Source organism: Rhodococcus opacus B4, from assembly GCF_000010805.1.
GTDB classification, from domain to species: Bacteria; Actinomycetota; Actinomycetes; order Mycobacteriales; family Mycobacteriaceae; genus Rhodococcus_F; species Rhodococcus_F opacus_C.
Window position 1 is genome coordinate 788,931 of record NC_012522.1, and the last position, 21,551, is coordinate 810,481.

Genomic DNA, 21,551 nt, shown 5'->3' on the forward strand with positions numbered 1-21,551 from the left:
TTCACAGGCTGCCCTTGGTGGACGGCACACCCGTGACGCGGGGGTCGGGTTCGACGGCCTCGCGCAGCGCGCGGGCCACGGCCTTGAACTCGGCCTCGGTGATGTGGTGCTGATCGCGCCCGTAGAGCACGCGCACGTGCAGGGCGATGCGTGCGTTGAGCGCGATCGACTCGAACACGTGCCGGTTGATCACCGTCGCGTACGGCACCCCCGGGTACCCGCCGATGACCGCGTGCAGCAGGTGTTCCGGTTCGCCGGTGTGGACGCAGTACGGGCGCCCCGACACGTCGACCGACGCGTGGGCGAGCGTCTCGTCCATCGGAATGAACGCGTCACCGAACCGGCGGATGCCCTTCTTGTCGCCGAGGGCCTGCCCGAGCGCCTGGCCGAGCACGATCGACGTGTCCTCCACCGTGTGGTGCGCCTCGATCTCGATGTCGCCCTTCGCGTGGACGGTGAGGTCGAAACTCGCGTGGGAGCCGAGCGCGGTCAGCATGTGATCGAAGAACGGAACCCCGGTGGAGACGTCGACGATGCCGGTGCCGTCGAGGTTCAGTTCGACGGTGATGCTGGATTCCTTGGTGGTGCGCTCCACGCGGGCGATGCGGTCGGTCATCCTCGGTCTCCTGAGCTGGTGAGTTCGGTGGCGGCGATCTCGTCGCTCGCCACGATGAAGGCGTCGTTCTCGGAAGCCAGCCCGACGGTGGCGCGCAGGTATCCGGGGATGCCGACGTCCCGGATCAGGACTCCGCGGTCGAGGTAGGCCTGCCAGGCGCGGGCACTGTCGGTGAACTCACCGAACAGAATGAAGTTCGCGTCACTGGGGATGACGTGGAAACCCGTGTCCTCCAAGGCCTTCGACACCCGCACGCGCTCCGCGGCGAGGGCGTGCACGCTGCCGAGCGTCTCGTTCGCGTGCCGCAGCGCAGCGCGGGCGGCGGCCTGGGTGACCACCGACAGGTGGTACGGCAGCCGGACCAGGAGCAGCGCCTCGATGAATGCCGGTGCGGCCGCGAGGTATCCGAGCCGGCCGCCCGCGAACGCGAACGCCTTGCTCATCGTCCGCGACACCACCAGCTTCGACGGGTATTCGTCGATCAGCGTCAGGGCGCTCGGCGCGTCGGAGAATTCGGCGTATGCCTCGTCGACGATCACGATGCCCGGCGCGGAGTCGAGGACCCGGCGCAGTTCCGCGATACCGACACTGTGCCCGGTCGGGTTGTTGGGGCTGGTGACGAACACGACGTCCGGTCTGCGCTCGGCGATCGCCGCGGTCGCGGCGTCCACGTCGAGCGCGAAGTCGGCGCGCCGGAAGATCGGCAGCCACTCGGTCTCGGTGCCGTCCGCGATGATCGGGTGCATCGAGTACGACGGCACGAAGCCCATCGCGCTGCGACCGGGGCCGCCGAACGCCTGCAGCAGCTGCTGCAGGATCTCGTTGGACCCGTTGGCCGCCCACACGTTGTCGACCGTGACAGGCACCCCGGTCTGGCGGACGAGGTACGCAGCGAGGTCGGTGCGCAGGGCCACCGCGTCGCGGTCCGGGTAGCGGTGCAGTTCGCGCGCGGCCTCCCGCACGGACTCCGCGACGTCGTCGACGAGCGCCTTCGTCGGCGGGTGCGGGTTCTCGTTGGTGTTCAGTTGAACGGGGACGGTCAATTGCGGCGCCCCGTACGCCGACTTGCCGCGCAGATTCTCCCGGATCGGCAGGGCGTCGACCCCGATCGACGAGCCCGGCACGTTCGCCGCGGTCACCGCAGCGCCTCGAACCGCAGCCGCACGGCCTCACCGTGTGCGGGCAGGTCCTCGGCGTTCGCGAGGGTGATGACGTGGCCGGAGACCTCCTTCAGCGCGGATTCGGAGTAGTCGACCACGTGGATGCCGCGCAGGAACGTCTGCACGCTCAGCCCCGAGGAGTGCCGGGCGCAACCCGCCGTGGGCAGGACGTGGTTGGACCCTGCGCAGTAGTCGCCGAGGCTGACCGGCGCCCACGGGCCGACGAACACCGCGCCCGCACTGGTCACCTTCCCGGCGACGGCGGTGGCGTTCTCGGTCTGGATCTCGAGGTGCTCGGCGGCGTACGCGTTGACAACCCGCAGTCCGGCCTCGACGTCGGAGACCAGGACGGTGCCCGACTGCGTGCCGGACAGCGCGGCGGTGACGCGTTCCCGGTGCTTGGTGATCTGGAGTTGCGCGGCCAGCGCCGTGTCGACGGCGTCCGCGAGTTCGACGCTGCTGGTGACGAGCACGCTCGCGGCCATCACGTCGTGTTCGGCCTGGCTGATCATGTCGGCGGCGACGTGCACCGGGTCGGCCGTGTGGTCGGCGAGGATCGCGATCTCGGTGGGGCCGGCCTCGGCATCGATGCCGACGAGGCCGCGGCAGAGGCGCTTGGCGGCGGTGACGTAGATGTTGCCGGGGCCGGTGATGAGGTCGACGGGGGCGAGTTCGGCGCCGTCCGTGTCCGTGCCGCCGTAGGTGAGCAGGGCGACGGCCTGACCGCCGCCGACGGCCCACACTTCATCGACGCCCAGCAGGGCGGCCGCGGCGAGGATGGTCGGGTGCGGCAGACCACCGAACCCGGACTGCGGCGGCGACGCCACCACGAGCGAGCGGACACCGGCGGCCTGCGCGGGCACCACGTTCATCACGACGCTGGACGGGTAGACGGCGTTGCCGCCCGGGACGTACAGCCCGACGCGGTCGACCGGCACCCACCGTTCGGTGACGGTGCCGCCCGGGACTACCTCGGTGGTGGTATCGGTGCGGCGCTGGTCGGCGTGCACCTTGCGGGTGCGTTCGATCGCGACCTCGAGGGCGGCGCGGACGGCCGGGTCGAGTTCGTGGAGGGCGCGGTCCAACTCGGACTGCGGTACCCGCACCTGCGCGGGACGGACGCCGTCGAACTTCTCGCTGAATTCGAGGGCCGCGTCGGCGCCGCGCTCACGGACCGCCTCGACGACGGGGCGAACCTGATGCAGGACCGCGTCCACATCCACTCCACCTCGAGGAAGTGCGGCGCGAAGTTCGGCCGTGGAAGGGGTACGACCACGAAGGTCGGTGCGGGCGAGCATGAGAGGTCCTCTCTGCGACTGTCGGGACACGGTGTCTCGGACGAGCGGACCTGTTCTGCGGAGAACAGGGCTCGACACCGATTATCCAGGATAGGCGCACCCCATTTTCACCGGTCGCCGGCCGACCGGGTTTCGGCCGGCGACCGTGCACATACGGGCACCCGCCGGCGCCGAGACGCCGGCGGGTGCCGCGTTGTACTGCGCGTCGTCCCGGCCGCGGGAAACCCGGCGGCCTAGAGGCGGGTGGACTCCAGGAACCTCCTCGCCAGGTTCTCCTCGGTCGAGGCGCCGGGCGTCCACTCTGTGATCCACGGACCGGTGCCTTCGCTGGGGTCGACCACCCCCCGCTCCAGCCACGCGTACCGTCCCTCGAGGATCGAGTGCGCGACCTGCTTGTCTGCGTCGTCGGTGTTGTGCCACAGGCCGTCGAACAGCTTCTCGACCCGTAGCGCCGCCTGACGGCAGAACACGTCGGCGAGTTCGTAGGCCGCGGCGCCCTCGGCCTCGTTCTCCTCCCGCTGCATCTCCGCCTTGACGCACGTGGCGGACATCGCGAACAGTTCGGCGCCGATGTCGACGACCCGGCCGAGGAAGCCCTGCTGCTTCTCCAGGGCAGCCTGCCACCGCGCCATCCCGTAGAACGTGGAGCGGGCCAGCTTGCGGGAGTGCCGTTCGACGAAACGCAGGTGCTTGGCCAGGACGCCGAATTCGCCGAACGACGTCGGCACCTGCCCCTTGCCCGCCACGAGTTGCGGCAGCCACTTCGCGTAGAAGCCGCTCGCCTTGGCCGCCGCCCGGGCCTTCGCACCGGTGTCGGCGTGCGGGTCGGCGAGATCGCCCGCCGCCGTGAGGTGCGCGTCCACCGCCTCGCGCGCGACCAGCAGTCGCATGATCTCGCTCGACCCCTCGAAGATCCGGTTGATGCGCAGGTCGCGGTCCAGTTGTTCGACCGGCACCGCACGTTCACCCCGGGCGGCCAGCGACGCCGCCGTCTCGTATCCGCGACCGCCGCGGACCTGGATCAGCTCGTCGGAGATGACGCAGGCCATCTCCGACGACCACAGCTTGGCGAGCGCCGCCTCGATCCGGATGTCGTTGCGACCCTCGTCGTTCATCTGCGCGGACAGGTCCACCACGGCCTCGAGCGCGTAGGTGGTCGCGGCCATGAACGACAGCTTGTTGGCGACGGCCGCATGCTCGGCGATTGCTTTGCCCCACTGGACGCGCACACCGGACCATTCGCGGGCGATCTTCAGCGACCACTTGCCTGCGCCCGCGCACATCGCCGGGATCGCCAGCCGGCCGGCGTTGAGCGTGGTGAGTGCGATCTTGAGTCCGTCGCCTTCCCGTCCGATCAGGTTCTCCCGCGGAACGCGCACCTTGTACATGCGGGTGACACCGTTCTCGATCCCGTGCAGACCCATGAACGCGTTGCGCCGTTCGACGGTGATGCCCGGGGTATCCGCCTCGACGACGAAGGCGGAGATGCCGCCGCGATGACCCTCGCTCTTCGGTACCCGCGCCATGACGACGAGCAGTTCCGCGACGACGCCGTTGGTCGTCCACAGCTTCACGCCGTCCAGTTCGTAGGCGGCACCGCCCTCGATGGGAATCGCGGAGGACGCCAGCCGCGCCGGGTCGGAACCGACGTCGGGTTCGGTGAGGAGGAAGGCGGAGATGGCGCCGCGGGCGCAGCGCGGCAGGAACTCGCGCTTCTGCTCGGGGGTGCCGGCCAGTTTGAGTGGTTCGGGGACGCCGATCGACTGATGGGCCGACAGCAGCGCGCCGAGGCTCGGGTGCACCGACGCGACGAGCATCAGCGCCCGGTTGTACGCGACCTGCGAGAGTCCGAGGCCGCCGTACTCCTCCGAGATCTTCAGGCCGAAGCATCCGAGGTCGGCGAGGCCGCGGACGTATTCGTCGGGAATGCGGGACTGGGATTCGATGACGCTGCCGTCCATCTCCTCGCAGTATGCGCGGAGGCGGACGAGGAATTCCTCGGCCTTGGCGGCGTCCTCGGCAGCCGGCCGTGGGAAGGGATGAACCAGATCCAGCCGGAACCGTCCCAGAAACAGTTCTTTCGCGAAGGAGGGTTTGTCCCAGCCGGACTCCCTCGCCTCCTCTGCGACCGCTCGTGCTTCTTCTTCGGTGACCTTCGGAGCTGAGGTGTCGACCATGACGCGCCTCCTACTGGCGGGTAGTCCTACTCGCCAGTATCCCCCAATCGGCGCACTCGGGACAGCGTTTCCGCTACTCTTCGGCCGGTGCGGACTCCCACGCGACTCCTGGGCGCCGGCGCGGTCCTGCTGTGCTTGCTGAGCCCCGCCGCCGGGGTGCATGCCGCCCCTCTCCCGGACGACTTCCTGTGGGGCGTTGCCACGTCCGGGTTCCAGTCGGAGGGTTCCTCCCCGGACAGCAATTGGCGGCGGTATTCCGGCTCCGGCCGCACCCGCGACGCGATCGGCGACTCGGTCGACTTCCGGCACCGGTACCCCGAGGACATCGCGCGCGCCGCGGACCTGGGTGTCGACGTGTTCCGCTTCGGGGTCGAGTGGGCCCGGGTGGAGCCGGCGCCGGGCGTGTGGGACGAGACCGAGCTGCGGTACTACGACGACGTCGTCCGCGAGATCACCAGCCGCGGGATGACCCCGATGATCACGCTCGACCACTGGGTGTACCCGGGGTGGGTCGCCGACCGGGGCGGGTGGGCGAACCCCGAGACCGTCGACGACTGGCTCGCGAACGCGCAGAAAGTGATCGAACGCTACGCCGGTGCCGGGGCGCTCTGGATCACGATTAACGAGCCGACCGTGTACGTGCAGAAGGAGCTGACGTTCGGCGGCATCGGCCCCGACCGGGCGCCACAGATGCTCGACCGGCTCGTCGAGGTCCACCGCCGCGCGTACGACCTGATCCACGAGATCGATCCGGGCGCCCGGGTCAGCAGCAACCTCGCCTACGTCCCGGCGGCCATGGACGCGCTCGACGCCACGTTCGTCGACCGCGTCCGGGACAAGCTCGACTTCCTCGGTATCGACTACTACTACGGTCTCTCCCTCGACAACGTCACCGCGGTGAACGCGGTCACCGACGCCTTCTACGACATCAGTCCCCAGCCGGACGGCATCTACCACGCCCTGATGCGGTACACCCGCACGTTCCCGGGACTGCCGCTGTACGTCGTGGAGAACGGCATGCCCACCGACGACGGCGCACCGCGAGCGGACGGCTACACCCGGTCCGATCATCTCCGCGATCACCTCTACTGGATGGAGCGGGCGCGGGCGGACGGCGCACCGGTGATCGGGTACAACTACTGGTCGATCACCGACAACTACGAGTGGGGCACGTTCCGTCCCCGGTTCGGCCTGTTCACCGTCGACGCGCTGACCGATCCCACCCTCACCCGGCGCCCGACCGATGCGGTCGCGACCTACCGGGACCTCGTCGCGAACGGGCTCCCGCCCGGCTACGAACCCGGCCGCAGCGCGGCGGTCTGCTCTCTCGTCGATCCGCCCCTCAGCTGCACGAATCCTCCATAACCGGGCGTACCATCACGTGGTGTCGTGGCAGATGTGGTGTGCAGTGCTCGGAGCGTCGTGCGTGATCAGTCTGTCGCCGGGGGCGGGCGCGATCGCGTCGATGGCCACCGGAATGCGGTTCGGGCTGCGGCGCGGCTACTGGAACATCGCCGGTCTCCAGCTGGGGTTGCTGCTGCAGATCGCGGTCGTCGCCGCGGGGCTCGGGGCGCTGCTCGCGAACTCGACCCTCGCGTTCACGGTGATCAAGTGGTTCGGCGTCGCGTACCTGGTGTATCTCGGCGTCCGGCAATGGCGGGCGAGCGCGACCGACGTGTCCGGCGTCGACGGCGACGTCGCCGAGACCAGTGGGCCCGCGATGACGCTGCGCGGCTTCCTGGTCAACGCCAGCAACCCGAAGGCCGTCGTCTTCATGCTGGCGGTGCTCCCGCAGTTCATCACCCCGTCGGCGCCGCTGCTCCCCCAGTACCTGATCATCGCCGCCACCATGGTCGCGGTCGACGTCGCCGTCATGACCGGCTACACCGGGCTGGCGGCGAAGGTCCTGCGGCTGATGCGCTCCCCGCGCCAGCAGCGGGCCACCAACCGCACGTTCTCGGGGTTGTTCTTCGTCGCGGCCACGTTCCTGGCGACGATTCGCCGTGCCGTCTGACCCGTGAGTACTTCTTAACCGCCCGCGGTTAAGAAGTACTCACGGGTGAGAATCACATGTCGAGGCCGAGATCCAGCACGGTCACCGAATGGGTGAGCGCACCGACCGCGAGGTAGTCGACTCCGGTCGCGGCGTACTCGGCCGCGACGTCCAGCGTGAGACCGCCCGACGATTCCAGCTTGGTGGCGGGGGCGTTCGCGTCGCGGCGTTGCACCGCGATCTGGGTCTGCCACAGCGGGAAGTTGTCGAGCAGCACCAGTTCCACGTTCTCGGCGAGCACCTCGTCGAGTTGCGCGAGGCTGTCGACCTCCACCTCGCATTCGATGTCCGGCGCCGCGGCGCGGACGGCCCGCAGCGCGGCGACCACCGAACCTGCGGCGGCGACGTGGTTGTCCTTGATCAGCGCGGCGTCGCCTAGACCCATCCGGTGGTTGACGCCGCCGCCCACCCGGACGGCGTACTTCTGCAGCGCACGCAGCCCCGGCAGCGTCTTGCGGCTGTCGCGGATCTTCGCCCCGGTGCCCTCGACCGCATCCACCCACGCCGACGTCGCGGTGGCGATGCCGGACAGATGACAGACCAGGTTGAGCATCGTCCGCTCCGCGGTGAGCAGGCCCTGCGTGGGCGCCGACACCGTCAGCACCGCCCGGCCGGGTGTGATCCGGGTGCCGTCGGCCACCCGGTCGAGGACCTCGTAGCGGCCCGCCCCGATCACCTCGTCGAGCACCAGCAGTCCCACGTCGAGGCCGGCGACGGTGCCGTGCGCGCGGGAGACCACGGACGCCTTGGCGACCGCGTCGGCCGGGACCGTCGACGAGGACGTCACGTCGGGTCCGTACCGCAGGTCCTCGTCCAGGGCGAGGCGCACGAGCGCCCGCACCTCGCCGGAGTCCAGCCCGTCGGGAAGGGCGTGGTCGGCCATCACAGCACTCCTGTCAGTTGGGGTTGGAGAAGCTCGAGTTCGCCGTCGCGCAGGCGCACGTGCGTGCTGCGGCGCCACTCGTCGGACGTCTCCGGGTAGTCGCTGCGGGTGTGGCATCCACGACTTTCGGTGCGCGCGCCTGCGGCGAGCACGAGCGCTGCCGCCGTCAGGGTCAGCGCGGTGTCTTCGAGCGCGGTCTGCCCCTCGGGGACCGTGCGCGGCGCGGCGTCCAGGGCGCCCGCGACCGCCTCGAGGCCTGCGCCGTCCCGGACGACGGAGGCGTTGCCGGTCATCAACTGCTGCACCAGTTCCCGCGGCGCGGACGGCAGTGCGCGGCGGCCGGCGTCGACCGCCTCGACGCGCAGATCCGCGCGTTCGACGGCCGCGGCGCCTGCCCTTTCGCCGACCACCAGGCCTTCGAGGAGACTGTTGGAGGCCAGCCGGTTCGCGCCGTGCAGCCCTGTGCGGGCGACCTCGCCCGCCGCGTAGAGGCCGGGGACCGCGGTGCGTCCGTCGACGTCGGTGACCACACCGCCGCACGAGTAGTGCGCGGCGGGCGCGACCGGTATCAGCTGTTCGCGCGGGTCGATCCCGGCTTCGAGGCAGGACGCCGTCACAGTCGGGAACCGCTGCGCGAACCCGGGCAGGTGACGGGCGTCGAGGTACACGTGGTCGTGTCCCAGTTCCCGCAGCCGCGACGCGATGGCCCGCGACACGACGTCGCGGGGCGCCAGGTCGCCGCGCGGATGCACACCGGCGGTCACCGAATCGCCGTTGGCGTCGACGAGGATCGCGCCCTCGCCGCGGACGGCCTCGCTGATCAGCGGACGCCGGCCGAGACCTCCGGGAGTGAACAGCACGGTCGGGTGGAACTGCACGAACTCCAGGTCGGCGACGGCCGCGCCGGCGTCGAGTGCGAGGGCGATGCCGTCGGCGGTGGCGCCGGGCGGGTTGGTACTGCAGGCGTACAACTGCCCGAGTCCGCCGGTCGCCAGGAGAACGGCGGGTGTGTGGATCACGCCGAGTCCGCGCGGGGAGTCGGCGAGCACCCCGGTGACACCGCGCGCGTCGGTGAGCACGCGGACCGCGGAACTGTCGAACAGGACCGGAAGACCGGCCGCGCCCAGCGCGCGCTGCACCTCCGCGCCGGTGGCGTCGCCGCCGGCGTGGATGATCCGCCGGGTGCTGTGCCCGCCCTCGCGGGTGCGGGACACGGTGCCGTCGCGGCCACGGTCGAACACCGCACCCAGATCGGTCAACGCGGCCACGGCGTCGCGGCCACCGGACACGATCGACCGCACGGCGTCCTCCTCGCACAGGCCGGCGCCGGCCTCACACGTGTCGGCGACGTGCGAATCCACCGAATCGGTGACGGCGTCACCGACCACCGCGATGCCGCCCTGCGCGTACTGCGTCGCGGTGTCCGTCGCCCCGCCCTTGCTGACGGTGAGCACGGTGAGCCCGCGCAGCGAGGCGGTGCGTGCGGCCGTCAGTCCGGCCACACCACCGCCCACCACGACGAGGTCGGCGCGCTCTTCCCAGGAAATCCCCCGGGCCGGGCTGCTCACTCGCCGCCGCCCGGGTTTCCGATTTCGATCATCCGCTGCACCGATTTGCGGGCACGCTCGGCGGTCGCGAGATCGACGTGAACCTCGTCCTTGCCCTCGAGCAGGCAGCGGAGCAGGGCCGCGGGGGTGATCATCTTCATGTACGGGCAGGACGCGCGGTCGTTCACGGCCTGGAAGTCGACGTCCGGCGCGGCCTTGCGCAGCTGGTGCAGCATCCCGACCTCGGTGGCCACGAGAACCTGCTTGGCCCCGGTGGCGCGGGCCGCGTCGAGCATGCCGCCCGTCGACAGGATCTTCACCTTGTCCTCGGGCACGAATCCCTCACCGGCCAGGTAGAGCGCGGAGGTGGCGCAACCGCATTCGGGGTGGACGAACAGTTCGGCACCGGGGTGCGCCTTCGCCTGCGCCGTGAGCTCGTCGCCGTTGATGCCCGCGTGGACGTGGCACTCGCCCGCCCAGATCTGCATGTTCTTGCGACCGGTGACGCGCTTGACGTGGGCGCCGAGGAACTGGTCGGGCAGGAACAGGACCTCGCGGTCGGGGTCGATCGACGCGACCACGTCGACGGCGTTGGACGACGTGCAGCAGATGTCCGTCAGACCCTTCACCTCGGCGGTGGTGTTGACGTACGACACGACGACGGCGTCGGGGTATTCGGCCTTCCACTCACGCAGCTGATCGGCGGTGATCGAGTCGGCCAGCGAGCAGCCCGCGCGCTCGTCCGGGATCAGCACCGTCTTGGCGGGGCTGAGGATCTTCGCGGTCTCGGCCATGAAGTGCACACCGCAGAACACGATGGTGTCCTCCGGGGCCTCGGCCGCGATGCGCGAGAGCGCGAGCGAGTCGCCGACGTGGTCGGCCACGTCCTGGATGGCGGGCAGCTGGTAGTTGTGCGCGAGGAGGGTCGCTCCCCGCTCGCGGGCCAGCCGTTTGATCTCGGCAGCCCACTCTTCGCTCGCCTCGACGCCCGCGTAACCGCCGGGACCGTCCTGAATCTGCGGGTTGGTACCCGCCCACAACGTCGTGGTCGTCATGGCTTGCTCCTTCACCGTGAACTCGGGCGGGCTGGCCCGAATTTCCGCAATCGAGGTTTTCGACTTAGGATCGAAAACATGCCCAATAGTAACACCACGCATGAAGTGCTCACCGCGGTGTTCCAGGTTCGCCACTTCCCCGGGTATATCGACGCAGGTCACAGCGGTGATGCGCGTCACGCGGGGGGCACCGGAGAGCTCGCCGTGCTGCTGTGGCAACGAGCCCTCGATCCGCAGGCGGGCGCATGGTCGCTGCCCGGCGGACTCCTCCACGAAAACGAGGACCTCACGACGTCCGCGCGACGTCAGCTGGCCGAGAAGGTGGACGTGCAGGAGGTCTCGCACCTCGAGCAGCTGTCGGTGTTCAGCGATCCGAAGCGGGTGCCCGGACCGCGCACCATCGCGTCGACGTTCCTCGGGCTCGTTCCCCTGCCCGCCGACCCGCAACTGCCGCCGGACACCGCGTGGCACCCGGTGTCCGCGCTGCCCGAGATGGCGTTCGACCACGGCACCGTCGTCCGGCACGCCCGGACCCGCCTCGCGGCCAAGCTCTCCTACACCAACATCGCCTTCGGTCTGGCGCCCGACGAGTTCTCCATGTCGACGCTGCGCGAGATCTACTGCGCCGCACTCGGTTACCAGGTGGATGCGACCAACCTGCAGCGCGTCCTCGGACGCCGCGGGGTACTGACCCCCACCGGCAACACGGCACCGTCCGGCCGCACCGGCGGTCGCCCGGCCGCCCTCTACCGGTTCACCGACTCCACCCTGCGGGTGACGGACGAATTCGCGGCGCTTCGGCCGCCGAGCTGAATCCGACCGTCAGGCGGCCGCCGCTTCGCCCTCCCCCGAGGTGCGCCGCCGCCACGCGGACGCGACCGAGGACTCCGCGCCGAGTACCGAATCGATGCCGCCGAAGCGGGCGAGAACGCGATCGAGCAGCTGCTCGACCTGCCGGGGGTCGCCCGGATCGGCGGCGACCGCGAGCAGCCGGTGTCCGGACATGCCCGGCATGATCCGGGCCAGCTCCGCGACGGTGCGTGCGGTGACCGCGACGCACCAGCCCGAATCGAGCAACTCCTGCGCGGTACGGCTGCCCTGCTCACTGCCGGCAGCGGTCACCACCACGACACCGCGGGCCGTGCCTGCTTCGTCGGTATTCATCATCTTCGCCTCCTGGGGATCGACATTTCCGATTCCAGGTAAGCGCCGGCACTCGAGTGTTCGAGGGAAACGGGCTGTGAGATCGCCGTGAGTGGGTATCAGGCCCGGGCGAGGCCCCGCCAGAACGTGTCCGACGCGGCCGTGACGACTTCGTCGACGGGGGCGTCCTCGAGCATTCCGCCTGCGGCGAGCGTCGCGATTCCGTGGAAGGTCGCGAACGCGACGAGGGCGATGCGCGATGCGTCGCCGGGGCCGATCTCGTCCGAGGCCTGGGCGTCGGCGACGATCCGGACCGTGAGATCCATGGCGGCGCGGCCCGCGTCCACCAACTCGGCGGCGGCCCCGGGCGCGTGCTTGCTGCCGTACATCAGGGCCAGCAACTCCCGGTGCGCGAGCGCGAAGGTCACGTACGCGTCGGCGAGGGCCGCGAAGCGGGAGCGGGCGTGGGGGTCGGCCTGGTCGACCGCGCGTTCGAGGGCGGCGGTGAGGCGCCGGAATCCGGATTCGGCGAGAGCGTCGAGCAGCGCCTGACGGTCGCGGAAGTGCTTGCTGGGCGCGGCGTGGCTGACCCCGGCCTCCCGGGCGAGCTGCCGCAGGGAGAGTCCGTCGACGCCGTCCTTCTCGAGCGTGCTCTCGGCGCGGGCGAGCAGCACCTGACGAAGGCTCCCGTGGTGATAGGGCTGTTCGGCGGTGGACACGGCGCAAGCGTAGCAAAATGTTGTCATTGACTACATAGATGGCACTGACTACATTCGAGGACACCCCACCGCTAGGAGCAGACATGCCTTTCGACGCATCCGGAACCACCGTCCTCGTCACCGGCGCAAGCGCGGGCCTCGGTGCCGAATTCGCCCGCCGACTGGCCGACCGCGGCGCCGATCTCGTCCTCGTCGCGCGACGCGGCGAGAAGCTCGAACAACTCGCCGCCGAACTTCGCGCCGCGCACCACGTGACGGTCACCGTGCTCCCGTTCGACCTCGCGACCCCCGGCGCGGGCGCGCGGTTGCGCGCCGAACTCGCCGCGCGCGACATCCGCATCGACTCGCTGATCAACAACGCGGGATTCGGGACGCACGGAGACTTCGCGTCCGCCGACCTGGAACGGCTGACCGCCGAGATCCAGCTCAACGTCACCACCCTCGTCGACCTGTCGCACACGTTCCTGCCCGACCTGATCCGGGGACGCGGCGCACTCGTGAACGTGGCGAGCACCGCCGCGTTCCAGCCGACTCCGGGCATGGCCGTCTACGGTGCGACGAAGGCGTTCGTCCTCAACTTCACGGAGGCGTTGTGGGCGGAGGCGCGCGGCACCGGCCTCACCGTCCTCGCCGTCTGCCCGGGCCCAACCCGCACCGAGTTCTTCGACGTCGTCGGCTCCGAGGACGCCGCCGTCGGCCGCATGCAGACCGCGGACCAGGTGGTCGCGACAGCGCTGCGGGCCCTGGACCGCCGCAGCACACCGCCGAGCGTCGTCTCCGGGCTCCTGAACTGGGTGTCCTCGGTCAGCACCCGGTTCGCGACGCGCCGGATCGGCGCTCTCGCCAGCGGGCGACTGCTCGGCGACGTGCGGATGCGGGCCACGGTCACGAGGTAACCGTCGTGTCGCGCTCTTGCGGCTCGTCGAGTTCGACCGAGGCGTCACCGACACCGAGATCGTCGTACGGGTTGAGCGCGGCGAGCACCAACGTCACGACGCACGCGACGAGCGGCTGGAAGATCAGCACCAGCGGGGTCCCGATCCCCGGAGCGATCGCCACGACGGCACCGGCCGTCGAGGTGTCGGCGTCGGGGAAACGCAGGGCCGCCACACCGATGCCGCCGAGGGCCATCACACAGGCCCCGACCACGCTGCCACCGAGTACGGCGCCGAGCGCCACCGGGCCGCGACTTCGCCGCGCCGTCCACGCGGCGACCGCGGTGAGGATGCCGACCACCAGGCCGGCACACGCGAACATCCCGATCGCGTCGAACCGGTGCACGCTTTCCCCCGTCAGCGACACCCCGCGGTCGGGGGCGACCACCAGCAGATGTTCGGGTGGTGCCAGGAGTCCCCACAGCACCCCGGCGAGTGCACTCGCCACCACCGCCGCGCAGAAGATTCCGGCGGCAGATCGAAGCCTGAAGCGCGGGAGCGTGGTCACGCGTCCGACGCTACCGCCGTCCGCGGCAGATCGAGTCGAACACACCGTGGCGGGAACATTTCGCCCACCAGCCGTCGGGGCTGATCTGCACCACCATCCGGCGACCGCACGCCTCGCAGAAGCGGGGCGGTTCGAGCCCGAGCTGGGCGGCGGTGGGAACGGCGTCGTCCACACCGGCCACCACGCGGCGGCCGGTGTACGGGTTGTAGCGCTCCTCCAGACCGTCGGGTTCGCCCGCGGTCGTCTCCGTGGTCGTCACAGGGTGTCGTTCAGGGCCTTGATCGGCATCTGCAGATCGACGAGCAGGTCCAGGTCCTGTTCGGCCGGGCGGCCGAGCGTCGTCAGGTAGTTGCCGACGATGACGGCGTTGATGCCGCCGAGGATGCCCTGCTTGGCCCCGAGGTCGCCGAGGGTGATCTCGCGGCCGCCCGCGAAACGGAGGATGGTGCGGGGCAGCGCGAGCCGGAAGGCGGCCACCGACTTCAGGGCCTCGCTCGCCGGCAGCACCTCGAGGTCGCCGAACGGGGTTCCCGGACGCGGGTTGAGGAAGTTCAGCGGAACCTCGTCCGGTTCGAGCTCGGCCAGGTTGGCGGCGAACTCGGCGCGCTGCGCGAGGCTCTCACCCATACCGAGGATGCCGCCGCAGCACACCTCCATGCCGGCCTCGCGGACCATGCGGAGGGTGTTCCAGCGTTCGTCCCACGTGTGGGTGGTGACGACGTTCGGGAAGTGCGACTTCGACGTCTCCAGGTTGTGGTTGTAGCGGTGCACCCCCATCGCGGCGAGCTGGTCGACCTGCTCCTGGGTGAGCATGCCCAGCGAGCACGCGATCTGGATGTCGACCTCGTTGCGGATCGCCTCGATGCCGGCGGCGACCTGGGCGAGCAGCCGCTCGTCGGGTCCGCGGACGGCGGCGACGATGCAGAATTCGCTGGCACCGGACTTGGCGGTCTGCTTGGCGGCCTCGACGAGCGAGGGGATGTCGAGCCATGCCGCGCGCACCGGCGACTGGAACAGCCCGGACTGCGAGCAGAAGTGGCAGTCCTCGGGGCAGCCGCCGGTCTTGAGGCTGATGATGCCCTCGACCTCGACCTCGGGGCCGCACCACTTCATCCGCACGTCGTGGGCGAGGGCGAGCAGTTCCTCGAGGCGGTCGTCGGGAAGTTGGAGGACTTCGAGCACCTGAGCCTCGTTCAGCGCGTCACCGCGCTCGAGAACCTGCTCACGCGCGAGGGCGAGGATGTCTGTCTGTACCGGGGCCGAGGTCACACGCATCTCCTGGAAAACGGGCCGATCACGTGCCGTGAGTCGACGGAACCGAAAAATTGAACACCGTACAAGTTGAACGGTGTTCACGTTAGATCCGTGGTGGAATACTGTCAAAGCCGAAGCAAGCTTCTCGACGAGATTGGGAGATCACACCGTGCAATTGCGACGCGGCGACGTACTCGACGGCGCAATGGCCATCCTCGACGAGTTCGGCCTCGCCGACCTCACGATGCGCAGACTCGCAACAGCCCTCGGCGTGCAGCCCGGCGCCCTGTACTGGCATTTTCCGAACAAGCAGACCCTGCTCGGGGCCCTCGCCGACAAGATCCTCGAAGACGTCGACGCCCCGGTCACGGCGCCCGGCTGGGACGCCGAGTTCACCGAACTCGCACACCGGCTCCGCACCGCGCTGCTCGCCCACCGCGATGGCGCCGAACTGGTTTCCGCCACCTACGCGTCCCGCATGACCAACTCCCGGGTCCGGGAAAGCTTCGCGGCGGCGGGTCTGCGTTCCGGACTGTCGCGCGAACACGCGGAACTGTCGTCCTACTCGCTGCTGTACTACGTCCTCGGACATACGGTCGACGAGCAGTCGCGGGCGCAGATGGAATCCGCAGGCGCCCTCACCCGCGCCGCGCTCTCCCCCGACGCCCCGCAATCGCAGATCGCGGCGTACGACGAGGACCTGCTCGACGGCGATCCGGCGGTCCGGTTCGACTTCGGGTTGTCGCTGTTCGTGGACGGCATCCGGGCGCGACTGAAAGACTCCGCCCACCGCCCCTGAGCGGGCACAATTGAGTGGACGCCGCGCCGTCCACTCGCGGACCGCGCGGCGCCCCCGACGGCCCAGGGACGGACGCGATGACGTCTTCGCTCGGCCGCCGCGCCGGAACGGTCCTCGCGGCGGCACTCGCACTGTCGCTCCTCGGCGCGCCCGCCCCGGCGCCCGCGCAGACCGCGGCGGGAGACCCGGGCGCCGTCGTCGCCGCGACGCCGGTGGCGCCGGACGCGCGCCCGCCGGGCGTCGCCGACGCCACGTACGTCACGTACTGGACGACGGGGCCGATGAACGAACCCGCGCTCAGCACCGGCGCGGTCCTGCTGCCGCCCGGTGACGCGCCGCCCGGCGGGTGGCCCGTGGTGTCCTGGGCGCACGGGACCGTCGGCATCGCGGACGCGTGCGCGCCGACGGTGACGGGGAAGCTCGTCGGACCGTACGTCCGGGCCTGGCTCGACCAGGGATACGCCGTCGCCGCAACGGATTACGTCGGCCTCGGCACCCCCGGCGTGCACCCGTACCTGGACGGTCCGACCGAGGCGCACAGTGTGATCGACATGGTCCGGGCGGCGCGGGCGATCACACCGTCCCTGTCGGACCGGTGGGTCGCGCTCGGCCAATCGCAGGGCGGCCACGCCGCTCTCGTCGCCGCCTCGATGGCCACGACGTACGCGCCCGAGCTCGACTTCCGCGGCACCGTCGCCACCGGCGCCCCGTCCAATCTGGAGAACCTCGCGCCCCTCGTCGGCCCCGGCTTCCCCCGGATTCCCCTGACCGGGAGCACGGTGTTCGTGGCGTACGCGCTCGCAGGACTGCGCGCGTCGCGGCCCGACCTCGGCGTCGACAGCTACCTCACACCGCTCGGTGTGGACGTCCTGAATCGTGTCGAGTCGCTCTGCTACGAGGAGGCGGCCCCGCAACTCGCCGGGATTTCCATCGGACAGTTGATGTCGCGCCCCCTCGACGACCCGGCTGTCCTGGCGGCGCTGCGCACCACGCTCGGCGTTCCCGTCCGGGGCTACGACCGGCCGCTGTTCATCGGGCAGGGACTGTTCGACGACGTCGTCCCCATCGCCCTCACGTGGAAGCTCACCGCCGACCTCACTGCGAACGGTCAGAGTTTCGTGTTCCGGACGTATCCGACCGGCCACCTCACGACCATGCCCGCATCCCTGCCCGACACCAGCGCGTTCGTCCGGAGCCTGTTCGGCTAGCGCACTGGTAAGACCACTTGACCTCTTACCTGTAGCCGTTCTACTGTCGGATCATGATGTTCGAACCGATCGCGCGGAAGTCCGCCTCCACCGAAGTCTTCGACCAGATCACCGCGCGCGTGCTCGGCGGCGACCTCGCCGCCGGCGAGGCCCTGCCCAGCGAGCGGCGCCTGGCCGAGGCATTCGGGGTGTCCCGCCCCGCGGTCCGGGAAGCGATCCAGAAACTCGCCCAGGCCGGACTCGTCGAGGTCCGGCAAGGCGACGCCACCTCGGTCCGCGATTTCCGGCAGCACGGCGGTCCCGAACTGCTGTCGCAGCTGCTGATCCGTGGCGGCGTACCCGACTGGGCGGTGGTCCGCAGCGTCCTCGAGGCGCGGCGGATGATCGGCGTGCAAGTTGCCCGGCTCGCCGCGGACCGGGCGACCGAGAAGTCGGGCACCGCTCTGCGCGAGGCCGCGGATCACCTTGCCTCCGAGACCGATCCGGTGGCGCAGCAGGTCGGCGCGCTCGCCTTCTGGGAGCGGGTCGTCGACACGGCCGATTCCATCGCGTTCCGGCTCATCTTCAACAGCCTCCGCAACGCCTACGAACCGACCATGACGGCGATGGCCGCCGTCATGGTCGCGGAGGTCGGCCGCGCCGACCTGTACCACCAGCTTGCGGAGGCCATCTCCGCACACGACGAAGACCTCGCGGCTCAGACCGCGGCCACCCTGCTCGACCTCGGGACGGCGGCCGTGACCGCCGTGATCGACACACTGCAACACCACGATTCGGAGAAGGACACATGACCACGACACCTCCCGCAGATCGCCGCCGGCGCAGGTCGACCACCCTCCGCGACGCCGCAGACCAGTTCCGCCGCCACCCCTCCCCGTGGATGATCGGCGGCATGCTGGCCGCCGCCGCGGTCGCCCGCCTCGCCGTCGGCGACTGGCAGATCACCGATGCCGTCGTCCCGCTGGTGATGCTGGTAGTGTTCCCGTTCGCCGAATGGGTCATCCACGTCTGCATCCTTCACTGGAAGCCCCGGAAGGTCCTGGGTCTGACCGTCGATTCGCTTCTCGCCCGCAAGCATCGCGAGCACCACGTCGATCCCCGCGACGTGCCGCTCGTCTTCATTCCGTGGCAGACCCTGATGTGGCTGATCCCGGTTCTCGTGGCGCTCGCGCTGTTCGCGTTCCCCCGCACAGGACTCGGGCTGACCTTTCTCGTGGTGCTGAGCGTTCTGGGCGTCCTCTACGAATGGACGCACTACCTCATCCACAGCGACTACAAGCCGAACTCCCGCCTGTACCGCGCGATCTGGCGCAACCACCGTCATCATCACTACAAGAACGAGCACTACTGGTTCACCGTCACCACCTCGGGAACCGCCGACCGGATCCTCGGCACCGATCCGAACCCCGAGTCGGTCGAGAAGTCGCCCACCGCCCGCAACCTGCACGCCGTGCGCTGACGCACCCGTGAGTACTTGTTAACCGCCCGTGGTTAACAAGGACTCACGGGCGGCGACGCCGCAGCTTGTTGCCCAGCCACACGATCGGGTCGTACCGCCGGTCGACCACCCTCTCCTTCATCGGGATGATGGCGTTGTCGGTGATCTTGATCCCTTCGGGGCACACCTCGGTGCAGCACTTGGTGATGTTGCAGAGGCCGAGGCCGAACTCTTCCTGCGCCGCGTCACGACGATCCGCCGTGTCGAGTGGATGCATCTCCAGTTCGGCGACGCGGATGAAGAAGCGGGGACCGGAAAATGCCGGCTTGTTGTCGTCGTGATCCCGGATGACGTGACAGGTGTTCTGGCAGAGGAAGCACTCGATGCACTTGCGGAACTCCTGCGACCGTTCGACGTCGATCTGCTGCATCCGGTACTCGCCCGGACCGAGCCCCGGCGGCGGGGTGAACGACGGGATCTCCCTGGCCTTCTCGTAGTTGAACGACACATCGGTGACGAGGTCCCGGATGACGGGGAACGCCCGCAGTGGCGTCACCGTGACCACCTCGTCCTCGGTGAACGTCGACATCCGGGTCATGCACATCAGCCGCGGCTGACCGTTGATCTCCGCGGAGCACGACCCGCACTTGCCCGCCTTGCAGTTCCATCGCACCGCGAGGTCCGGGGTCTGCGTGGCCTGCAACCGGTGAATGATGTCGAGCACCACCTCACCTTCGTTGACGGGGATGGTGTAGTCCTCGAGGGCGCCGCCGTCGGCGTCGCCGCGCCATACCCGGAACTGCGCGTCGTAACCCATCTCAGGCCTTCCTTCCCGGATGTTCCGCAAGTTCGGCGTCGGTGTAGTACTTGGCCAGTTCGTCGATGTCGAACAGCTCCAGCAGTTCCGGTCGCATCGGGAGCTGGGGCTCGCGGGTGACCGTGACGTCCGGGACCACGGAATCGGGGTGCGCGGACATGTCGCCGACCACGCTGCACACCAGCAGGGTGTTGCGCCAGTCCGCCTCCATGTTCGGGTGGTCGTCGCGGGTGTGCCCGCCGCGACTTTCCGTGCGCAGCAGGGCCGCCTGCGCGACGCATTCGCTGACCAGCACCATGTTCCGCAGGTCCACGGCGAGGTGCCAGCCGGGATTGAACTGTCGGTGCCCCTCCACCTCGACGCCCCCGATCCGGCCCTTGATCTCGGTGAGTTTCTCCAGGGCGCGCGCGATCTCGTCTTCCTTCCGGATGATGCCGACGAGGTCGTTCATGGTCTGCTGCAGTTCGGTGTGGAGGGTGTACGGGTTCTCGGTGGTGCCGCCCTCCTCGACCGACGGATCGAACGGCGACAACAACATCCGTGCCGCCGCGTCCACGGCGGCCGCCGAGACGGCGGGCCGCTCCTGCAGCGACTTCACGTATTCCGCGGCCCCGAGCCCCGCGCGACGCCCGAACACGAGGAGGTCGGACAGCGAGTTGCCGCCGAGCCGGTTGGAACCGTGCATTCCGCCCGAGCACTCCCCCGCGGCGAACAACCCGGCGACGCTGGACGATCCGCTGTCGGGGTCGACCTCGATGCCGCCCATCACGTAGTGACAGGTCGGTCCGACCTCCATCTGCTCCTTGGTGATGTCGACGTCCGCGAGTTCCTTGAACTGGTGGTACATCGACGGCAGGCGCCGCACGATCTCGTCGGCGGGCATCCGCGAGGCGATGTCGAGGTACACGCCGCCGTGCGGGGTCTGCCTGCCTGCCTTGACCTCGGAGTTGATGGCGCGGGCCACCTCGTCGCGGGGCAGCAGGTCCGGGGTGCGGCGGTTGTTGTCGGAGTCCTCGTACCAGCCGTCGGCCTCCTCCTCGGTCTCCGCGTACTGGCCTTTGAAGACCGGCGGGATGTACGAGAACATGAACCGCTCGCCCTCGGAGTTCTTCAGTACCCCGCCGTCGCCGCGGACACCCTCGGTCACGAGGATCCCCTTGACGCTGGGCGGCCACACCATGCCGGTGGGGTGGAACTGCACGAATTCCATGTTGATGAGGTTGGCGCCCGCGCGGAGGGCGAGGGCGTGACCGTCGCCGGTGTACTCCCACGAGTTCGACGTCACCTTGAACGACTTGCCGATTCCGCCCGTGGCCATCACCACGGCGGGCGCCTCGAACAGGACGAAACGTCCACTCTCGCGCCAGTATCCGAAGGCGCCCGAGATCCGGTCGCCGTCCTTGGTGAGCTCGGAGATGGTGCACTCGGCGAAGATCTTGATGCGGGCCTCGTAGTCGCCGGTGGCGGCGAAGTCTTCCTGCTGCAGCGACACGATCTTCTGCTGCATGGTGCGGATCAGTTCGAGGCCGGTGCGGTCACCGACGTGCGCGAGCCGCGGATACGTGTGACCGCCGAAGTTGCGCTGGCTGATCCGGCCGTCGGGGGTCCGGTCGAACAGGGCGCCGTACGTTTCGAGTTCCCACACCCGGTCGGGGGCCTCGCGGGCGTGCAGTTCGGCCATCCGCCAGTTGTTGAGGAATTTGCCGCCGCGCATCGTGTCCTGAAAATGGGTCTGCCACGTGTCCTTGTCGTTGGCGTTTCCCATCGCGGCGGCGCACCCGCCCTCGGCCATGACGGTGTGCGCCTTGCCGAACAGCGACTTGCAGACGACTGCGACGGACAGGCCCTGCTCGCGGGCCTCGATGACGGCTCGCAGTCCGGCGCCCCCGGCACCGATGACCACGACGTCGTACTGGTGCCGTTCGACTTCCGTCATTCCAC

Annotated in this window: 22 protein-coding genes; 8 read left to right on the top strand and 14 right to left on the bottom strand. The window is 69.7% G+C overall.

Going from position 1 to position 21,551, the window contains the following annotated elements:
- Position 1: 1 nt before the first annotated feature.
- The 4 genes from hisB to ROP_RS03665 form a co-directional block, all read right to left on the bottom strand.
- The gene (gene hisB, locus ROP_RS03650) at positions 2-616 is read right to left on the bottom strand and encodes an imidazoleglycerol-phosphate dehydratase HisB (protein WP_005247522.1); all 615 of its coding nucleotides are present in this window, start codon (positions 614-616) and stop codon (positions 2-4) included.
- Complete coding sequence (locus ROP_RS03655) at positions 613-1,755, bottom strand: histidinol-phosphate transaminase (RefSeq protein WP_012688000.1); 1,143 nt, start codon at positions 1,753-1,755, stop codon at positions 613-615. The genes hisB and ROP_RS03655 overlap by 4 nt, the downstream gene beginning before the upstream one ends.
- A complete protein-coding gene (hisD, locus tag ROP_RS03660; RefSeq protein WP_012688001.1) occupies positions 1,752-3,074 on the bottom strand; it encodes a histidinol dehydrogenase in 1,323 nt (440 codons plus the stop codon). Before hisD ends, ROP_RS03655 begins: the two co-directional genes overlap by 4 nt.
- A gap of 233 nt (positions 3,075-3,307) precedes the next feature.
- Positions 3,308-5,251: an acyl-CoA dehydrogenase family protein gene (locus tag ROP_RS03665; protein ID WP_012688002.1), complete on the bottom strand. Its 1,944-nt coding sequence runs from the start codon at positions 5,249-5,251 to the stop codon at positions 3,308-3,310.
- Positions 5,252-5,338: 87 nt separating this feature from the next.
- Between ROP_RS03665 and ROP_RS03670 the strand changes: the two genes are divergently transcribed.
- The gene (locus ROP_RS03670) at positions 5,339-6,616 is read left to right on the top strand and encodes a glycoside hydrolase family 1 protein (protein ID WP_043824171.1); all 1,278 of its coding nucleotides are present in this window, start codon (positions 5,339-5,341) and stop codon (positions 6,614-6,616) included.
- A gap of 19 nt (positions 6,617-6,635) precedes the next feature.
- The gene (locus tag ROP_RS03675; protein WP_043826224.1) at positions 6,636-7,265 is read left to right on the top strand and encodes a LysE family transporter; all 630 of its coding nucleotides are present in this window, start codon (positions 6,636-6,638) and stop codon (positions 7,263-7,265) included.
- A 52-nt stretch (positions 7,266-7,317) separates the two neighbouring features.
- On the opposite strand, the gene nadC is transcribed toward ROP_RS03675, so the two are convergent.
- Genes nadC through nadA form a run of 3 tightly spaced genes read right to left on the bottom strand, consistent with a single transcriptional unit; the run spans position 7,318 to position 10,789 of the window.
- Positions 7,318-8,187, bottom strand: coding sequence for a carboxylating nicotinate-nucleotide diphosphorylase (gene nadC / locus ROP_RS03680; protein ID WP_043824173.1), 870 nt, complete (start codon positions 8,185-8,187; stop codon positions 7,318-7,320).
- Positions 8,187-9,755, bottom strand: a complete 1,569-nt coding sequence (locus ROP_RS03685; RefSeq protein WP_012688006.1) for an L-aspartate oxidase — start codon at positions 9,753-9,755, stop codon at positions 8,187-8,189. The genes nadC and ROP_RS03685 overlap by 1 nt, the downstream gene beginning before the upstream one ends.
- Positions 9,752-10,789, bottom strand: a complete 1,038-nt coding sequence (gene nadA, locus ROP_RS03690) for a quinolinate synthase NadA (protein WP_012688007.1) — start codon at positions 10,787-10,789, stop codon at positions 9,752-9,754. The genes ROP_RS03685 and nadA overlap by 4 nt, the downstream gene beginning before the upstream one ends.
- 78 nt (positions 10,790-10,867) lie before the next feature.
- Here nadA and ROP_RS03695 point away from each other — a divergent pair, with 78 nt between their 5' ends.
- Positions 10,868-11,602: an NUDIX hydrolase gene (locus tag ROP_RS03695; protein ID WP_012688008.1), complete on the top strand. Its 735-nt coding sequence runs from the start codon at positions 10,868-10,870 to the stop codon at positions 11,600-11,602.
- Positions 11,603-11,611: 9 nt separating this feature from the next.
- On the opposite strand, the gene ROP_RS03700 is transcribed toward ROP_RS03695, so the two are convergent.
- Both ROP_RS03700 and ROP_RS03705 read right to left on the bottom strand, forming a co-directional pair.
- Positions 11,612-11,956: an SDR family NAD(P)-dependent oxidoreductase gene (locus ROP_RS03700; protein ID WP_148222436.1), complete on the bottom strand. Its 345-nt coding sequence runs from the start codon at positions 11,954-11,956 to the stop codon at positions 11,612-11,614.
- A gap of 95 nt (positions 11,957-12,051) precedes the next feature.
- Positions 12,052-12,651 carry a TetR/AcrR family transcriptional regulator gene (locus ROP_RS03705; protein ID WP_043824175.1) on the bottom strand — a complete coding sequence of 200 codons (600 nt, stop codon included), beginning with the start codon at positions 12,649-12,651 and terminating at the stop codon, positions 12,052-12,054.
- Positions 12,652-12,734: 83 nt separating this feature from the next.
- Between ROP_RS03705 and ROP_RS03710 the strand changes: the two genes are divergently transcribed.
- Positions 12,735-13,547: an SDR family NAD(P)-dependent oxidoreductase gene (locus ROP_RS03710; protein WP_012688011.1), complete on the top strand. Its 813-nt coding sequence runs from the start codon at positions 12,735-12,737 to the stop codon at positions 13,545-13,547.
- Here the strand turns inward: ROP_RS03710 and ROP_RS03715 are convergent.
- From ROP_RS03715 to bioB, 3 genes are read right to left on the bottom strand one after another with little or no spacing between them, the layout of a single operon-like run.
- Positions 13,537-14,094, bottom strand: coding sequence for a DUF2567 domain-containing protein (locus ROP_RS03715; RefSeq protein WP_012688012.1), 558 nt, complete (start codon positions 14,092-14,094; stop codon positions 13,537-13,539). The genes ROP_RS03710 and ROP_RS03715 overlap by 11 nt on opposite strands.
- A gap of 10 nt (positions 14,095-14,104) precedes the next feature.
- Positions 14,105-14,353 (bottom strand): hypothetical protein, encoded by a 249-nt coding sequence (locus ROP_RS03720; protein ID WP_012688013.1) that lies wholly within the window; start codon positions 14,351-14,353, stop codon positions 14,105-14,107.
- Positions 14,350-15,363 carry a biotin synthase BioB gene (gene bioB / locus ROP_RS03725; protein WP_012688014.1) on the bottom strand — a complete coding sequence of 338 codons (1,014 nt, stop codon included), beginning with the start codon at positions 15,361-15,363 and terminating at the stop codon, positions 14,350-14,352. Before bioB ends, ROP_RS03720 begins: the two co-directional genes overlap by 4 nt.
- 154 nt (positions 15,364-15,517) lie before the next feature.
- Here bioB and ROP_RS03730 point away from each other — a divergent pair, with 154 nt between their 5' ends.
- The 4 genes from ROP_RS03730 (at position 15,518) to ROP_RS03745 (ending at position 18,814) form a co-directional block, all read left to right on the top strand.
- Positions 15,518-16,147, top strand: a complete 630-nt coding sequence (locus ROP_RS03730; protein ID WP_012688015.1) for a TetR/AcrR family transcriptional regulator C-terminal domain-containing protein — start codon at positions 15,518-15,520, stop codon at positions 16,145-16,147.
- A gap of 77 nt (positions 16,148-16,224) precedes the next feature.
- Positions 16,225-17,355 carry a lipase family protein gene (locus tag ROP_RS03735; RefSeq protein WP_012688016.1) on the top strand — a complete coding sequence of 377 codons (1,131 nt, stop codon included), beginning with the start codon at positions 16,225-16,227 and terminating at the stop codon, positions 17,353-17,355.
- A gap of 53 nt (positions 17,356-17,408) precedes the next feature.
- On the top strand, positions 17,409-18,146 hold the full coding sequence (locus ROP_RS03740) for a FadR/GntR family transcriptional regulator (RefSeq protein ID WP_012688017.1): 738 nt from the start codon (positions 17,409-17,411) through the stop codon (positions 18,144-18,146).
- Positions 18,143-18,814 carry a sterol desaturase family protein gene (locus ROP_RS03745; RefSeq protein WP_012688018.1) on the top strand — a complete coding sequence of 224 codons (672 nt, stop codon included), beginning with the start codon at positions 18,143-18,145 and terminating at the stop codon, positions 18,812-18,814. The genes ROP_RS03740 and ROP_RS03745 overlap by 4 nt, the downstream gene beginning before the upstream one ends.
- A 43-nt stretch (positions 18,815-18,857) precedes the next feature.
- Here the strand turns inward: ROP_RS03745 and ROP_RS03750 are convergent, their stop codons facing one another.
- Positions 18,858-19,610, bottom strand: a complete 753-nt coding sequence (locus tag ROP_RS03750) for a succinate dehydrogenase/fumarate reductase iron-sulfur subunit (RefSeq protein ID WP_012688019.1) — start codon at positions 19,608-19,610, stop codon at positions 18,858-18,860.
- A 1-nt stretch (position 19,611) separates the two neighbouring features.
- Positions 19,612-21,546 (bottom strand): fumarate reductase/succinate dehydrogenase flavoprotein subunit, encoded by a 1,935-nt coding sequence (locus ROP_RS03755; protein WP_012688020.1) that lies wholly within the window; start codon positions 21,544-21,546, stop codon positions 19,612-19,614.
- Between the last annotated feature and the right edge of the window lie 5 nt (positions 21,547-21,551).

Excerpts from the sequence above, each read along its gene's own strand:
- ROP_RS03700 (WP_148222436.1), bottom strand. The coding sequence starts at position 11,956 with ATGATGAATACCGACGAAGCAGGCACGGCCCGCGGTGTCGTGGTGGTG.
- ROP_RS03735 (WP_012688016.1), top strand. The coding sequence starts at position 16,225 with ATGACGTCTTCGCTCGGCCGCCGCGCCGGAACGGTCCTCGCGGCGGCA.
- ROP_RS03755 (WP_012688020.1), bottom strand. The coding sequence starts at position 21,546 with ATGACGGAAGTCGAACGGCACCAGTACGACGTCGTGGTCATCGGTGCC.
- ROP_RS03740 (WP_012688017.1), top strand. The coding sequence starts at position 17,409 with ATGATGTTCGAACCGATCGCGCGGAAGTCCGCCTCCACCGAAGTCTTC.
- ROP_RS03695 (WP_012688008.1), top strand. The coding sequence starts at position 10,868 with ATGCCCAATAGTAACACCACGCATGAAGTGCTCACCGCGGTGTTCCAG.
- nadA (WP_012688007.1), bottom strand. The coding sequence starts at position 10,789 with ATGACGACCACGACGTTGTGGGCGGGTACCAACCCGCAGATTCAGGAC.
- ROP_RS03750 (WP_012688019.1), bottom strand. The coding sequence starts at position 19,610 with ATGGGTTACGACGCGCAGTTCCGGGTATGGCGCGGCGACGCCGACGGC.
- hisD (WP_012688001.1), bottom strand. The coding sequence starts at position 3,074 with ATGCTCGCCCGCACCGACCTTCGTGGTCGTACCCCTTCCACGGCCGAA.
- ROP_RS03665 (WP_012688002.1), bottom strand. The coding sequence starts at position 5,251 with ATGGTCGACACCTCAGCTCCGAAGGTCACCGAAGAAGAAGCACGAGCG.
- nadC (WP_043824173.1), bottom strand. The coding sequence starts at position 8,187 with ATGGCCGACCACGCCCTTCCCGACGGGCTGGACTCCGGCGAGGTGCGG.
- ROP_RS03710 (WP_012688011.1), top strand. The coding sequence starts at position 12,735 with ATGCCTTTCGACGCATCCGGAACCACCGTCCTCGTCACCGGCGCAAGC.
- ROP_RS03745 (WP_012688018.1), top strand. The coding sequence starts at position 18,143 with ATGACCACGACACCTCCCGCAGATCGCCGCCGGCGCAGGTCGACCACC.
- hisB (WP_005247522.1), bottom strand. The coding sequence starts at position 616 with ATGACCGACCGCATCGCCCGCGTGGAGCGCACCACCAAGGAATCCAGC.